13 protein-coding genes are annotated in these 14,336 nt (G+C 74.0%); 5 read left to right on the plus strand and 8 right to left on the minus strand.

The genetic code is table 11. From position 1 onward, the window contains the following. Positions 1-58: 58 nt before the first annotated feature. Positions 59-892 carry an SAM-dependent methyltransferase gene (locus IEZ00_RS00470; RefSeq protein ID WP_189221022.1) on the plus strand — a complete coding sequence of 278 codons (834 nt, stop codon included), beginning with the start codon at positions 59-61 and terminating at the stop codon, positions 890-892. On the opposite strand, the gene IEZ00_RS00475 is transcribed toward IEZ00_RS00470, so the two are convergent. After that, positions 856-1,218, minus strand: a complete 363-nt coding sequence (locus IEZ00_RS00475; RefSeq protein WP_189221700.1) for a winged helix-turn-helix transcriptional regulator — start codon at positions 1,216-1,218, stop codon at positions 856-858. The two genes, IEZ00_RS00470 and IEZ00_RS00475, sit on opposite strands and share 37 nt — an antisense overlap. Positions 1,219-1,288: 70 nt before the next feature. Here IEZ00_RS00475 and IEZ00_RS00480 point away from each other — a divergent pair, with 70 nt between their 5' ends. Further along, positions 1,289-1,915: an NAD(P)-dependent oxidoreductase gene (locus IEZ00_RS00480; RefSeq protein WP_189221023.1), complete on the plus strand. Its 627-nt coding sequence runs from the start codon at positions 1,289-1,291 to the stop codon at positions 1,913-1,915. Positions 1,916-1,925: 10 nt separating this feature from the next. Here IEZ00_RS00480 and IEZ00_RS00485 read toward each other — a convergent pair whose 3' ends face one another. The 4 genes from IEZ00_RS00485 to IEZ00_RS00500 all read right to left on the minus strand — a co-directional run bounded on the left by IEZ00_RS00485 (position 1,926) and on the right by IEZ00_RS00500 (position 4,265). Next, the gene (locus IEZ00_RS00485; protein ID WP_189221024.1) at positions 1,926-2,063 is read right to left on the minus strand and encodes a hypothetical protein; all 138 of its coding nucleotides are present in this window, start codon (positions 2,061-2,063) and stop codon (positions 1,926-1,928) included. Between the two features lie 99 nt (positions 2,064-2,162). Continuing rightward, positions 2,163-2,960 carry an alpha/beta fold hydrolase gene (locus tag IEZ00_RS00490; RefSeq protein ID WP_189221025.1) on the minus strand — a complete coding sequence of 266 codons (798 nt, stop codon included), beginning with the start codon at positions 2,958-2,960 and terminating at the stop codon, positions 2,163-2,165. Next, positions 2,957-3,676 carry an SRPBCC family protein gene (locus IEZ00_RS00495; RefSeq protein ID WP_189221026.1) on the minus strand — a complete coding sequence of 240 codons (720 nt, stop codon included), beginning with the start codon at positions 3,674-3,676 and terminating at the stop codon, positions 2,957-2,959. Before IEZ00_RS00495 ends, IEZ00_RS00490 begins: the two co-directional genes overlap by 4 nt. 1 nt (position 3,677) lies before the next feature. After that, positions 3,678-4,265 carry an ArsR/SmtB family transcription factor gene (locus IEZ00_RS00500; protein WP_189221027.1) on the minus strand — a complete coding sequence of 196 codons (588 nt, stop codon included), beginning with the start codon at positions 4,263-4,265 and terminating at the stop codon, positions 3,678-3,680. A 105-nt stretch (positions 4,266-4,370) separates the two neighbouring features. Here IEZ00_RS00500 and IEZ00_RS00505 point away from each other — a divergent pair, with 105 nt between their 5' ends. Beyond that, positions 4,371-5,057, plus strand: coding sequence for a DUF2306 domain-containing protein (locus IEZ00_RS00505; RefSeq protein ID WP_189221028.1), 687 nt, complete (start codon positions 4,371-4,373; stop codon positions 5,055-5,057). Here the strand turns inward: IEZ00_RS00505 and IEZ00_RS00510 are convergent. Further along, on the minus strand, positions 5,047-5,526 hold the full coding sequence (locus IEZ00_RS00510; protein ID WP_189221701.1) for a methylated-DNA--[protein]-cysteine S-methyltransferase: 480 nt from the start codon (positions 5,524-5,526) through the stop codon (positions 5,047-5,049). The genes IEZ00_RS00505 and IEZ00_RS00510 overlap by 11 nt on opposite strands. Positions 5,527-5,544: 18 nt before the next feature. Then, a complete protein-coding gene (locus IEZ00_RS00515; RefSeq protein WP_189221029.1) occupies positions 5,545-7,008 on the minus strand; it encodes a DNA-3-methyladenine glycosylase 2 in 1,464 nt (487 codons plus the stop codon). A 492-nt stretch (positions 7,009-7,500) separates the two neighbouring features. Between IEZ00_RS00515 and IEZ00_RS00520 the strand changes: the two genes are divergently transcribed. Then, positions 7,501-11,550, plus strand: a complete 4,050-nt coding sequence (locus IEZ00_RS00520) for a WD40 repeat domain-containing protein (RefSeq protein ID WP_189221030.1) — start codon at positions 7,501-7,503, stop codon at positions 11,548-11,550. On the opposite strand, the gene IEZ00_RS00525 is transcribed toward IEZ00_RS00520, so the two are convergent. Further along, positions 11,529-13,403 (minus strand): S53 family peptidase, encoded by a 1,875-nt coding sequence (locus IEZ00_RS00525; protein WP_229794850.1) that lies wholly within the window; start codon positions 13,401-13,403, stop codon positions 11,529-11,531. The two genes, IEZ00_RS00520 and IEZ00_RS00525, sit on opposite strands and share 22 nt — an antisense overlap. Before the next feature lie 300 nt (positions 13,404-13,703). On the opposite strand from IEZ00_RS00525, the gene IEZ00_RS00530 reads away from it, so the two are divergent. Continuing rightward, entirely contained in the window at positions 13,704-14,237 is a 534-nt protein-coding gene (locus tag IEZ00_RS00530) for a DUF2165 domain-containing protein (RefSeq protein ID WP_189221032.1), read from the plus strand. Positions 14,238-14,336 lie beyond the last annotated feature (99 nt).

Here is a 14,336-nt window from a genome sequence, read left to right on the forward strand (position 1 = left end):
CTCCGCGGTCGTCCCGTGGTGCACAGCTGCCGCCCCGAACGCTCTGAGAGGTCACCTCATGCGCGGTCCGTCGTCGGACGCTCCCGCTCCCGCCTACATCGACACCTCGAAAGCCAGCATCGCCAGGGTCTACGACGCCTTCCTCGATGGCAAGGACAACTACGAGATCGACCGGGAAGTGCTGCGCCGGGTGCGGCGGGTGGCGCCCGAGGCGTCCACCCTGGCCGTGGACAACCGGCAGTTCCTCATCCGCGCCACCAGGTTCCTGGCCGCCCGCACCGGCATCACCCAGTTCCTCGACTGCGGCTCGGGCCTGCCCACCGCGGAGAACACCCACCAGGTGGCGCAGCGGATCAACCCGGAAGCGCGGGTGGTCTACGTGGACAACGACCCCGTGGTGCTCGCGCACGGCCGCGCGCTGCTGGAGGAGAACGACCGGACGCACTTCTCCGCGGCGGACATCTTCAACCCGCGCGAGACCCTGGAGGACCCGGTGGTGCGCGAGCACATCGACTTCAGCGAGCCGGTGGCGCTGCTGCAGATGGGCACGCTGCACCACTACAACGGCGAGTCGCCCACCGTGCGGGAGATCATGGCCGAGTACATCGAGGCCCTGCCCTCCGGTTCCTACGTCGGCATCAGCCACTTCTTCGACCCGGAGACCGAGGAGCACAGCGCCATCGCGCGGCGCATGGAGGAGACCTTCCTGCACAGCCCGATGGGCAGCGGCCGGTTCCGCACCCGCCGGGAGCTGGAGGAGCTGTTCGAGGGCCTGGAACTGGTGCCGCCCGGCCTGGTGATCTGCGCCGACTGGTGGCCGGACGGCCCGAACCTCACCCCGCTGGACGCGGTGTCCTACTGCATCGCGGGCGCGGTGGGCCGCAAGCCCTGATGCCGCTCGCGGGCGCGCAGCAGCGCGTCGAGGTTGTTCTCGCACCACGTCCCCACGGCGTCGATCAGCGGCAGCAGGCCGCGCCCCAGCCCGGTCAGTTCGTACACCACCCTCGGCGGGTTCTCGTCGTGGGCGGTGCGCGTGACCAGGCCGTCGCGCTCCATCGCCCGCAGCGTCTCGGTGAGCACCTTCGGCGTGACGCGGCGCAGCGGCACGCGCAGCTCGCCGAAGCGGCGCGGTCCGCCCTCCAGGCAGCGGATCACCATGCCGGTCCACTTGTCGCCGATCCGGACCGGCACCGACGACGGGCAGTACGAGGGGAACATGTCGGGGTCGAGGCTCACCCGGCCCAGTTTCCTTGAAGTGACCGGCGGGGGTGGCCCTAGCGTCCGTCCCATGGGACGGATCGTGGTCTTCGGCGCGGGCGGGCGAGCCGGTCGCGCGGTGGTGGACGAGGCGAGGGCGAGGGGGCACGAGGTGACGGCCGTGGTGCGCGACCCGCGGCGGCACCCCGGCGTGCGCGGGGACGTCACGGACCCGCGCTCGGTCGCGGAGCTGGTGGCCGGGCACGACGCGGCGGTGCAGGCCGCGACCCCCGTCACCGGTCCGCACCAGGTGGCGGGCGACTGGGACCGGGCCTTCTTCACCAAGGCGGCCGACGCGCTGCTGGCCTCGGGGGTGCCCAGGCTGGTGGCGGTCGGGCTCTTCGCCGACCTGCGCGCGCCCGGCGGCGGCCTGGTGATGGACGACCCGGCGCTGTTCCCACCGGAGCTCAGGGCGTTCGCGCAAGCGCACGCCGACGGGTTGGCGCGGTTGCGCGCCTCGGCCACCGGCGTGGACTGGGTGGTGCTCACCCCGCCCGCCGAGCTGTTCACCGGCGAGCGGACCGGGCGCTACCGCCTCGGCGGCGAGGAAGCAGGCGGCGCGGCACTGTCCTATTCGGACTTGGCGGTGGCGGTGGTGGACGAGGCGGTCCGGCCCCGCCACCACCGCGAGCGCGTCGCCGCGCGCGGGGCGCGGTGAGCGGGGGCGGTCACCGGTGGGCGCCGCCGCCCGCGGGCGCGCCGGGCTCCCGGAACAGGCCCTCGTAGGAGCGCGGCTGCTCGACCTGGGCGATCGGCGCCTGCGGCTCGGGGGTCTCCAGGTGGCTGAACAGCTCCTCGGTCGTCAACGACCCGCTCCGTTCTCGTGCTGGGGATGGCAGGACGGAGACAGGATCGGCTCCTCGCGCACCGCCGAAACCGCCGATTCCGCACCCGGTAGGGGGTTTTCAGCGGGCGAGGAAGTCGACCAGGACCGGCCCCAGGACGTTCGCCTTCACCATGTGCGTCTGGCCGGGCAGCACGCGCAGTTCCGCGTCCGGCAGCACTTCGGCCAGCTGGGCCTGGGAGTTGCGCATGTACTCCGGGCTCTTGCCGCCCGCCAGCACCAGCACGGGCGCCTTGACCCCGTCCCACCGGCCCGCCGGGATCGGCTCGCCGTGCTGGAACTCCGACACCAGCGCGATGTCGTGCGACAGGGTGGGCGCGGCGGCGGTGAGCTTCTTCCACGGCGGCATGATCGGCAGCACGGCGGTGACCAGGGCGGGCGTGCCGACCCAGCGCATGAAGGTCTTCACCGCCTCACCTCGGCGGTCGGCCGCGATGAGGGCCGCCATCCGCGCGGGCAGTTCCGGGTCCATCGGCTCGTGCGTGCCGTCCACGACGAGCGGCGCCTCGTAGAGGGCCAGCTTGTCCACCGGCACGCCGCGGTGCGCGGCCTCCAGCGCCAGCACCGCGCCGGAGGACACGCCGACCAGGTGCGCCCGGCCGCCCGCCAGTTCCACCAGGGCGGCGAGGTCCTCGACCTCGCGCTCGACGGCGTAGGGCCGGGTGTCGCCGCTCTCGCCGCGACCGCGCCGGTCGTAGGTGTGGACGGTGAAGTGCGGCGCGAGCGCTTCGGCGAGCTTGGCGCTCGGGCCGAACCCGCGCGAGCACAGGGCACCGTCCACGATGATCACAGCCGGGCCGGAACCCGTTGCACCGCAAGCGATCCGGGTGCCGTCCGCGGACGTGGCGAAGGTGGTCACGACAGGTCTCCGATCCAGGAAGCCCACACCCGCTCGGTGTCGGCGTCGACGGGGGTGAAGAAGTGGTGCATGGCGGTCAGGCCGCCTTGCGCGCCGCGGAAGAACCGGTAGAGGGCGTCCTCGGCGCGCACGCCGACGGTCTGCGCGTTGGCGAAGTAGACGACCCCGTCCGCGCCGTCGAGCCGGACGCGGTCGCCGGTCTCGGCGGGCCGGTCCAGGCCCAGCGCGCGGCCCAGCGCGGTCCAGGTGGCCGCCCAGTCGGCCACCGGCGGGCCGAACGCGGTGACGGGCGTGGCGGCGCGGCCCGCGAAGTGCCGCAGGTACTGCACCAGGGTGGCCCAGAACATCTCGCCGCCCGCCAGCATCGCCTCGTACTCGTCCTCCCAGTCGTCGCCGGGGAGGAAGCCGCTGGTGACCATGCGGAGCACGGTGCTGCCGCGGTCGCGGCCCTCGACGAGGAACTCGTAGGCGACGAACCGCCCGTCCGGGGCCTTCTCGCCGCCGTAGGCCAGGTGCTCCCCCGGTTCCCAGGCGGTGATCGGGTGGGTCGGCTGGTAGCCGCCGAACGCCGAGCGCACCGCCACGCCCGGCTCGACCTCGTTGCGCCCCATGAACCACGAGTCGATGCCCGGCCCGGTGGCGATGGCCTGCCACACCTGCTCCGGTGTCACGCCGTCCAGCTCGACCTCGTTGACGGCCTCGAACTCCCGCCCCATGTCAGCGCTCCTTGCCGGTGCTCGGGTGCACCGCGACGACGACGCGGTGCGCGCGTCCCCCCGCGGCGGATTCGTCGTGGTACTTGGCCACCAGGGCGGTGACCGACGCGGCCAGCTCCTCGGCGAACGCCGCCCGGTCGGCCGCGGAGGCGAAGCGGACCTCGCCGTCGAGCGCGAACGTGGCCACCCGCTTGCCCGCCCTGGCGGCCCCGGTGACCAGGTCGCCGACGTCGCGCACCAGCCGCGCGGCCACGGCCAGCAGCCAGCGCGCGGACAGCCGGTCCGGCGAGCGGGCCGGGTCGGGCTGGACGGCGGCCAGCGCGACCGGGGAGATCACGTAGGAGGCCGCCGTGGCGCGCATGACGCGCTCGGTCACGTTGCCCCGCCGCCGCTCCTCGGCCAGCTCGACCAGGCCGTGCCGCTCCAGGGCGCGCAGGTGGTAGTTCACCTTCTGCCTGGGCAGCCCCACCTTGGCCGCCAGCGCCGTCGCCGACGCCGGTTCGGCCAGCTCGGCCAGCAGCCGGGCGCGCACCGGGTCCAGGGAGACCTCGGCCGCGGCCGGGTCCTCGATCACCGCAACGTCCATCACGCGACACAGCCTGCTACCGACAATTTTATTTGTCAAGACAGCGCTTGTTGTCGGTGGTCAGCGCTCGGTGCGCGCGCGGTCAGCGCCGCCGACGACCGTGGCGGCATGAGGACCAAGTGGTACCGGCGCCCGTGGGTCGCGCCGTTCGCGTTCGTCGTGGTGGCCTTCGTGGCGTTCTCGCTGCCCCCTTACCTGTCGCTGGACCGGGCCCAGTCGCGCGTCCCGCAGCCGGGCGACCACACGTGGCACTACCCCGCCCTGGTCGGCCACGTCGTCTTCGGCGCCATCGCGCTGACCACGTGCGTGGTCCAGGTGTGGCCGTGGTTCCGGCAGCGCTTCCCGGTGGCGCACCGGCGGATCGGCCGCGTCTACGTCCTCGCGGGCGTGCTGCCCGCCGGGGTGCTGGCGGTGGCGGTCGGCTCGGTCAGCCCCTTCGGGCCCAACACCCAGGTCAGCAACGTGCTGATGGGCCTGCTGTGGCTGGCCTTCACGGTCGCGGGCTACCGGGCCGCCCGGCGACGGCGGTTCGCCGACCACCGGCGGTGGATGATCCGCAGCTTCGCGCTCACCGCGTCGATCATCAGCAACCGGCTGTGGACCGCCGTGGGGGTCATCGTGCTCTCGCCAGGGCTGGAGACCACCTTCGGCGGCAGCGAGGTCGCGCTCACGCAGGCGATCGCGGGCCTGTCCGCGTGGGCGGGCTGGGTGATCCCGCTGCTGGTGGCCGAGTGGTGGCTGCAGCGGCCGGGCAAGCGCGGCCCCCGGCCCGCCGCGCAGCCGGTCAGCGCCTGAGCGAGCGCTCGAAGTCCAGCAGGTGCCGCTTGCGGTCCAGCCCGCCGCCGTAGCCGGTCAGGCCGCCGGTCGAGCCGATCACCCGGTGGCACGGCACGATGATGCCGATCGGGTTGCGCCCGTTGGCCAGGCCGACCGCCCGCGCGGCGGTCGGCCTGCCCATGCTCCGCGCCAGCTCGCCGTAGGACACCGTCTCCCCGTAGGGGATCTCGCGCAGCGCGGACCACACGGTCCGCTGGAACGGCGTGCCGCGCAAGGACAGCGGCAGGTCGAACGACGTGCGCTCGCCCGCGAAGTACTCCGCCAGCTGGGCGACCGCTTCGCCGAACGGCTCGGCGTCCGGCTCGCCGAACGTCGCGTCGTCCGGCCGGTAGCGCTGGTCGGTCATGTAGAGGCCGGACAGCGCGCCGTCCGTCGCGACCAGCGTCAGCGGGCCGACCGGGCTGTCGACCGTGGTGTGCGTCATCAGTGGCTCCCTGGAGGTCCTTCAGGCGGGCAGCCGGTTGACCGCGTGGTCACCGGTGGCCCAGAGGTGTTGGACGGCGTAGGCCCGCCACGGGCGCCACGCCCTGGCGCGCCCGGTCAGCGCCGCGGGCGTGGCGGGCAGGCCGAGGGCGCGCGCGGCGGCGCGGACGCCCAGGTCCGACGGGATGAAGGCGTCCGGGTCGCCCAGCGCCCGCATGGCGATCACCTCGACCGTCCACGGGCCCAGGCCGGGCAGCGCGGCCAGCCCGGCCCGCGCCTCGGCCCAGTCCGCGCCCGCCCCCAGGTCGATCCGCCCCTCGGCCAGCGCCCGCACCAGCCCGGTGAACGCGTCCCGCCGCGCCCCTGGCACCGCCAGCGCCGACGGGTCCAGCTCCAGCAGCGCGGCGGGCGTGGGGAACAGGTGGGTCAGCCCGCCGTCGTCGGGCACCGGCTCACCAGCGGCGAGCACCAGCCTGCCCGCGTGCGTGCGCGCCGCCGCGGTGGACACCTGCTGCCCGAGCACCGCGCGCACGGCGAACTCCTCGGCGTCCGCCGTGCCCGGCACGCGCCTGCCCGGCGCGCGGCGCACCAGCGGCCGCAGCAGCGGGTCCGCCGCCAGCTGCTCGTCCACCGCCACCGGGTCGGCGTCCAGGTCCAGCATCCGCCTGCACCGGGCGATCGCGATGGACAGGTCGCGCAGGTCGGCCAGCGCCAGCAGGCAGGCCACGTGGTCGCCCCCAGGGCGCAGCGACACCACGCCGTGCCCGTGCGGCAGCCGCAGCGTGCGGCGGTACGCGCCGTCCCGCCACTCCTCCACGCCCGGCACCGCGGTCGCGGCCAGGTGGCCGAACAGGTTGTCCGGGTGCAGCGGCGCGCGGAAGGGCAACCGCAGCGACAGCACCCCCGGCACGCCGCCCGCCGGACCCCGCCGCCGCGCGCGCAGCTCGGTCGGGGACAGGCCGAAGACCTCGCGCACCGTCTCGTTGAACGCCCGGACGCTGGCGAACCCGGCCGCGAGCGCGACCTCGGCCATCGGCAGCGCGGTGGTCTCGATCAGCAACCGGGCGGTCTGCGCGCGCTGCGCCCGCGCCAGCGCCAGCGGCCCCGCGCCCAGCTCGGCCACCAATTGCCGCTCGACCTGTCGAACGCTGTAACCCAGCCGCGCGGCCAGACCCGGCACACCTTCCCGGTCGACCACGCCATCGGCGATCAACCGCATCGCCTTGGCCACCGAATCGGCGCGGTGGTGCCACAGCGGAGAACCCGGACTGGCGTCCGGGCGGCATCTCTTGCAGGCGCGGAATCCGGCCTGCTGGGCCGCCGCCGCACTCGGGTAGAAACGCATGTTCTCGACTTTGGGCGGCGCCACCGGACAACTCGGGCGGCAGTAGATCCGGGTGGTCACGACGGCGGTGAAGAACCACCCGTCGAATCGGGCGTCCCTCGCCTTGACGGCCCTGGCGCAGCGTTCCGCGTCTTCGTGCACGGCACCAGCATCGGGCAGGCGGACGCCGGTGGCCGGCGGAAATGCGACAGGGAGGGGAACGAGGTGATCACCGCACCGCGCCGTGCGGTGATCACCCGGTCTCGCGGGGCCGCGGACCCCGCCGCGCCGGGCCACTCCCGGCTGTCACGGATCGTCACCGGCGGGAAGCCGGTCGATCCCCCTTACCCCCGGTGGGCGAGGAAGGTCGCCGCACCGTTCCAGCGCGCGGGCCGGTCCGGTGCGCACCGCCGAGAAGACCCCCAGGACTCCTCGGCGAACGATGAACCCCTCGCCGTGATAGTTGCCTGCGAAACCACTTTGTCCGGTCCCTTCGCACAACCCGACGACGTCAGCACGCCGTCAGGACCACCTTGGCAGCGCGAGTCGTTAGGGTGGTCCCAAGGGGGTACCGCCGGTCGGCAAACGACCAGTTCATGCGCTCACACCCGGTTTTCCGGTCCGGAAGGCCGGACGCGAGGAGGCCAGCTGCGGATGGCGAGTTCCGGTCGGGGGTCGGGGTCGCGGGCGGTTTTCGCGGAGCGGTTCGCGCTGCTCTACGCCGAGGCGGGCGATCCTCCCCTGAAGCGGGTGACCGAGTCGGTGGCCCGCGCCCGGCGCGCCGACGAGCGCGGCCGACCGGTCAGGGCGAGCGCCCAGCGGGTCAGCGACTGGCGGCGCGGGCGCAACGTCCCGGCCCGGTTCTCAGCACTCTCGGTAGTCCTCGAAGTCCTCATCGGCGAGGCCCGCAAGACCCACCCGCAGCCCGCCGCACCCGGCCTGTACGACCTCGAAGCGTGGCACTCGCTGTGGGAGCAAGCGCTGTCCAGCCCGGTCGCCGCGGCCGAGGAGGAAGAGCCTCCCAGCACCGGGGAAATCGGCGTCTGCCCCTACCGCGGATTGGCCGCCTTCCAATCCGAGGACGCCAACTGGTTCTTCGGCAGACAACGCAGCACGGCCGCCCTGGTGTCCCGCCTGGGCAGCGCCGCGGAAACCGGCGGAATCGTGATGCTGGTCGGCGCCTCGGGCGCCGGAAAATCATCACTGGTGCGCGCCGGGGTGATTCCCGCGATTCGCGAGGGCGCCCTTCCCGTGACCGGTTCGGAGAAATGGCCCGCGGTGGTCATGACGCCTGGGGCCGATCCCCTCGCGGAATTGTCCAGGCACATTCCCGAACTGGCCGACGTCCTGCGGGTGGCGCTGCGCGCCGAGGGCGCGGACCAGGAACCCGCCGGGGCGGAGTCGTTCCCCGGCCAAGCGCTGCTGGGGGTGCTGCGCTACGCCGGGCGCATCCGCGCCGCGTTCGCCGCCTACGCCGCGCGGCACGGCGCCGAGCGGGTCGTGCTGGTGGTCGACCAGTTCGAAGAGGCGTTCACGCTGTGCGGCGACGAGAGCCTGGTGCAGGTCTTCGTGCACGCCCTCAACGCCGCCAGCACCCCGGCGGTGCCCGGCGGCGCCCCGCCCGCGCTGGTCGTGCTCGGCGTGCGGGCCGACTTCTACGGCCGCTGCCTGGCCTACCCGGAACTGGCCGACGCGCTGCAGGACCGGCAGATGGTGCTCGGCCCGATGACCTCGGCCGAACTGCGCGAGGCGGTGTCGCGCCCGGCCAAGGCCGCGGGCCTGCACCTGGAGCCGGGGCTGGTCGAGCTGATGCTGCGCGACCTGGGCGTGCGCAGCGGACGCGCCCCCACCCGCGGCCAGGGCGCCTACGACGCGGGCGCGCTGCCGCTGCTGTCGCACGCGCTGCTGGCCACCTGGCAGCGCAGGCAGGCGGGCAAGCTGACCATCGCGGGCTACCGCGCGGCGGGCGGCATCCAGGGCGCGGTGGCGGCCACCGCCGAACGCGCCTGGGCCGACCTGGACCCGTCCGCCCAGCAGGCCGCCCGCCCGCTGCTGCTGCGGCTGGTGCGCGTCGGCGAGGACACCCAGGACACCCGGCGCCGGTCCACCCGCAACGAGCTGGTCGAGCAGGCCGCCAACCGCGCCGCGGGCGAGGAGGCGCTGGAGGTGCTGGCCAGGGCCCGGCTGGTGACCCTGGACGCGGGCTCGGTGGAGATCACCCACGAGGCGCTGCTGCAGGCGTGGCCCCGGCTGCGCGGCTGGATCGACCAGGACCGCGAGGGGCAGCTGCTGCGCCAGCGCCTGGAGGAGGACGCGGCGAGCTGGGCCGCGCACGACCGGGACTCCTCGCTGCTGTACCGGGGCGCCCGGCTGGAGACCGCGCGGCACTGGGCCGACGCGGTCGGCCCCGGCGGGCTGACCGGCACCGCGCAGGACTTCCTGGCCGTGTCCACCCAGCACCGCAAGCGGGCCACCTGGGGCAGGCGCAGCGCGGTGGCCGCGGTGGTGGTGCTGGCGCTGATCGCGGCCACCGCCGCCGTGGTGGCCGTGCGGCAGCGCGACGACGCGGTGTTCCGCCAGGTCGTGGCCGAGGCCGACCGGCTGCAGGAGACCGACCCGTCGCTGTCGGCGCAGCTGGCGCTGGCCGCGCACCGGATGCGGCCGCAGGACCAGTCGGTGGTCAAGCGGCTGCTGTCCACCCAGGTCACCGCGCTGGCCACCCCGCTGGCGGGGCACCAGGGCGCGGTGTACCTGACCACGTTCAGCCCGGACGGCAGGACGCTGGCCACCGCCAGCTACGACAACACCGTGCGGCTGTGGGACGTGCGCGACCGGGACGACCCCAAACCGCTGGGCCAACCGCTGGTCGGGCACCGCGAGTGGGTCAGCTCCGCGGTGTTCAGCCCCGACAGCAGGACCCTGGCCACCGCGGGCAACGACGGCACGGTGCGGCTGTGGGACGTCACCGACCCCGCCGCGCCCCGCGCGCTGGGCCCGCCGCTGGAGGGCCGCGGCGGCACCATCTACCTGCTGGCGTTCTCCCCCGACGGCCGCACCCTGGCCACCGCCCAGGAGGACCACAACGCCCGGCTGTGGGACGTCACCGACCCGGCCGCGCCCCGGCAGCTCGGCCAACCGCTGGGCCTGCACTCGGCACCGGTCCGCTCGATCGCGTTCAGCCCCGACGGCGCGCTGCTCGCGGTCGGCGGCGACGACACCACCGTGGTGCTGTGGAACGTGCTGGACCGCGACCGGCCCCGGCCCACCGGCACCCCGCTGACCGGGTTCGACGGCACCGTGCACTCGGTGGCGTTCAGCCCCGACAGCCGCACCCTGGCCGCGGGCAGCGAGGACCGCACGGTGCGGCTGTTCGACGTCTCGGACCCGGCCTCCCCCCGGCCGGTGGGCAAACCGCTGACCGAGCACAAGGGCGGGGTGTGGTCGGTGGCGTTCAGCCCCGACGGCAACCTGCTGGCCTCCGGCAGCGAGGACGGCACCACGCGGCTGTGGAACGTGACCGACCCGGCGCAGGTGCTGTCCCTGGGCACGCCCATGGCGGGCCGCAACGGCATCGTCTACGCGGTGGGGTTCAGCCCGGACGGCCACACCCTGGCCACCGGCAGCCAGGACCACGTGGTGCGGCTGTGGTCGCTGCCCAAGACGGTGCTGGTCGGCCACTCCGCGCGCACCATCGGACCGCGCATCACCCCCGACGGCAAGACCCTGATCTCCGGCAGCGAGGACCGCACGCTGCGGATCTGGGACGTGTCCGACCCGACCTCCCCTCGCGGCGTCGAGCCCGGCGCGCCGGAGCAGGACGACGTGGTGTGGGCGCTGGCGATCAGCGACGACGGCCGCACCATGGCCAGCGCCAGCGACACCAGCGTGCGGCTGTGGGACCTGACCGACCCCAGGGCGCCGACACCGCTGGGCGACCCGCTGCGGCTGCGGACCCGCTACAGCTCGCCGATCGCGTTCCGCCCCGACGGCCGCGTGCTGGCCACCGGCGACGACGACACCTCGGTGCGGCTGTGGGACATCAGCGACCGCGCCCACCCGCGCGAACTCGGACCGCCGCTGCTGGGCCACCAGGGCTACGTGCACTTCGCGCAGTTCACCCCGGACGGCCGGACCCTGATCACCGGCAGCGCCGACCAGACCATCCGGCTGTGGGACGTCACCGACCCGGCCGCCGCCAAGCCGCTGGGCGACCCGCTGGAGGGGCACACCAGTCCGGTGCGCTCCGGCGACATCCGCCCCGACGGCCGCGTGCTGGCCACCGGCAGCGACGACAAGACGATCCGGCTGTGGGACATCGGCGACCCGGCCCACCCCCGGCCGCTGGGCGACGCGCTGACCGGGCACTCCGAGGCGGTGGTCGCGCTCGCGTTCCACCCCGGCGGGCACACCCTGGCCAGCGGCAGCGCCGACCGGACGCTGCGGCTGTGGAACCTGGCCACGCCCTCCCGCGCCGAGTCGCTGGACCAGGTGCTGGAGGGGCACGAGGGTGCGCTGCGGGACCTGGACTACAGCCCCGACGGCAAACTGCTGATGTCCACCAGCACCGACAGCACCGTCCGGCTGTGGGACCTGGACCAGCAGCGCACCATCGACCGGATCTGCGCCAAGACCAAGGGCGTGATGACCGAGGAGGTCTGGCGCAAGCACCTGCCGCAACTGGACTACGAACCGCCCTGCGGCTGAGGCGTGCCCCGGAACGAGTCGATCAGCTCTCGGGTCGGTGAGCCGAGGCCGGTCGCCGTGTTGTAGCCGGGGGCGAAGTCGAGGTTGGCGTTCTCGTACTGGCCGGGGGTGACCAGCCTGACGGAGCCGTGGCGGTTGACGGCGAACGCGATCGTGTCCGGTGTTCCCGCCGGGTTGTCGTGGACGCGGCGGAACTGGTGCTGACGCGCGTAGAGCGCCGGGTTCGCGAAGCCGAGCGGACCCCTGGCCTGCACGATGAGGGCCGCGACGCCCGCGAACAGCGGAGACGCCAGGCTGGTGCCGCCACCGTTCTCCTCGACGTAGCCCTGGTTGCCGTCGAGGTCGTACTGGGTCAACCCGATGAGCAGACCGAGGTCCGGGTCGGCGAGGGCGGAGACGTCGGGAATGGCGCGCCCCCGCGGGCTGCCCGCGAAGGTCGCGGGCACGACACCGCGCTGGTAGAAGGGTTGGCCGAACACGGTGCTGACGCCGCCGCCGGTCGCCTTCTCCTGGTGGCCGGGTGGTTCGGGGTCCCAGCGCGTGCCGTCCGCGGCCAGGTCGGTGTACTCGGTCGCCCAGACGACTTCCCACAGGTGGCTGTTCCGCGGGCCGATGGCCAGGGTGGTGCCGCCCACCGCGGTGACCCAGGGGCTGGACGACGGGTACTCGACGGTCCGCACACCGTCGACGAGGCCACCGCCCGAGTCGCCGCTGGCGAAAGCGAACGTGATGCCCTCGACGGCCGCCTCCTGGAACAGGCGCTCGTACGCGGCGATCGCGTCGGGCGCCCAGCCGGGGGTGAAGCCGCTGAGGACCGAGCCCGACACGACATCCGCCAGCCGCCGGTCCACGATGGTGGCGATCGCGTCCAGCACCGGATCTCCCCACTGAGTCCTCGAACCGACCACGTAGGCGATGTTCGCCTCCGGCGCCATCGCGTGCGCGGCCTGGATGTCCATGGCGAACTCGCCGCTGACATCGGCCGTGCTCGCGCCAGGCGCGACGTGCGCGGTGAACTGCCCCGGCGCGAGGGTGGGCTCACCGTGCTCGGCGGCGAAGCGGTTCGCGTCGGCCAGCGCGTTGACCTCGTAGCTGGAGCCGATGATGCCGATGGTCGCGCCTCTGCCGGTCAGCCCGGTGCCGGTGATCCCGTAGGCGTCGCGCACCTGCTTCGGCGTGTAGCCGCACGGAGCCCACTGGGCGGGACGCCCGTAGGCGGGCGGGAGGTCGGTGGCCGGGGTGTCGCCGAAGTGGGCGGGGCAGGGGTTGGTCGGCGCGGCGGTTCGGCGCGCGGCTTCGTCCGGCGTGCGGTTCGCCGGGAGGGCACCGCTGGACACGGGGATGTCGGGCTTGCCGGGCTTGCCCGCGGTGAGCCCGGTGACGGCGAGGACGTCGGCCGCCACGTCGGCGGGCACGGTGATCGGGTCCACCGCCGCGCGGTACGGCGTCCCGCCGAGGGTGTAGTTCGCGAACCGCGTGCCGAAGGCGGCGGTCGCCTGGGCGACGGTTCCGCTCACGACGACGCCCAGGGAGCTGACCGCGTCGACGGCCAGACCGGTGTCGCGCAGCCAGGCGGTGACCGCGTCGATCCGCTGCCGCGCGGGACCGAAGCGGGCACGTGTCCGCTCGGGTGTCAGGAACCGGCCGTAGCGGGGGTCGGCCGGGTCGGACACCGCGCGCGCGTAGTCGGCCAGGCCGTTGGCATCGCCCCTGAAGAACACCTGGGCGGTGAGTCGCGTGGCCGGATCGGTCGGCCCGGTGTGGGTGCCCTCGCGGAGCACCCGGTCCGACCTGGTGTCGGTCAGGCGTTCCACGGGCACCCGATCCGGCTGGTCCGCTCGCGCGGCGCTCACCCCCGGAAGGCTGACGAGCGCGGCGGTGAGACACCCCAGCACCGCGTAGAGGCGACGTTTTCTCCGCATTTCTCTCCTCTGCGTGACAACACTGCGACGCCTGGTACACGCGAGGGGTCGCACGGAGGTTGCTCCGGGCGACTTGGCTGGGGGGCAGCGTCCGCCACGGTGCCCGAACGCTCGGTTCGCGGTGCCCGAACGCTCGGTTCGCGGGCGGGGCCTGCGTCAACCCGCAGCGCCGGACCGGGTCCTGGCACTGGTCCTCATGGATTTCCCGACCGGAGTGACTAAGTTCCGACCATGCGTTTTTTGGCACGGGTGGGGAGCCCGGAGACGGCGATCGCGGTGGTCACCGCGATCACCGCGCTGTACATGAGCCTCGTGGTGCTGGGCAACGTCACCGACTACGAGACCAACCGCGCGTTCGTCGAGCACGTGTTCGCGATGGACACCACGTTCAAGTCGTCGAACACGATGTGGCGCGCGATCACCGCGCAGGGTCTGGTCACCGCGGCCTACCTGCTGATCATCGCCTGGGAGGCGTTGACCGCGCTGGTGCTGCTGGCGGCGCTGGTGGCGTGGCTGAGGGGCCGGGTGACGACCGCGCGGCGGCTGTCCTCGGCGGGCTGGGTGATGCAGGTGCTGCTGTTCGGGGGCGGGTTCATCGCCATCGGCGGCGAGTGGTTCCTCATGTGGCAGTCGTCGGACTGGAACGGGCTGAACGCGGCGCTGCAGAACTTCCTGATCGCCTCGGTCGGCCTGATCCTGGTCCACGCGACCGGCAACCGCGCCGCGACGCGGGAGGACCTGGCGCGGGAGGACCTGGCGGGCTGAGCACGGTCGAGGTCGGGACGGTGAGCGGTCACCGCCCCGACCTCGACACCCCCAGTCACCCAGCGCGCCCGCTCAGGGTGGCGGCCCGACTTGGGAGAA

It is taken from the genome of Saccharothrix coeruleofusca (assembly GCF_014648515.1).
Taxonomy (GTDB): Bacteria; Actinomycetota; Actinomycetes; order Mycobacteriales; family Pseudonocardiaceae; genus Actinosynnema; species Actinosynnema coeruleofuscum.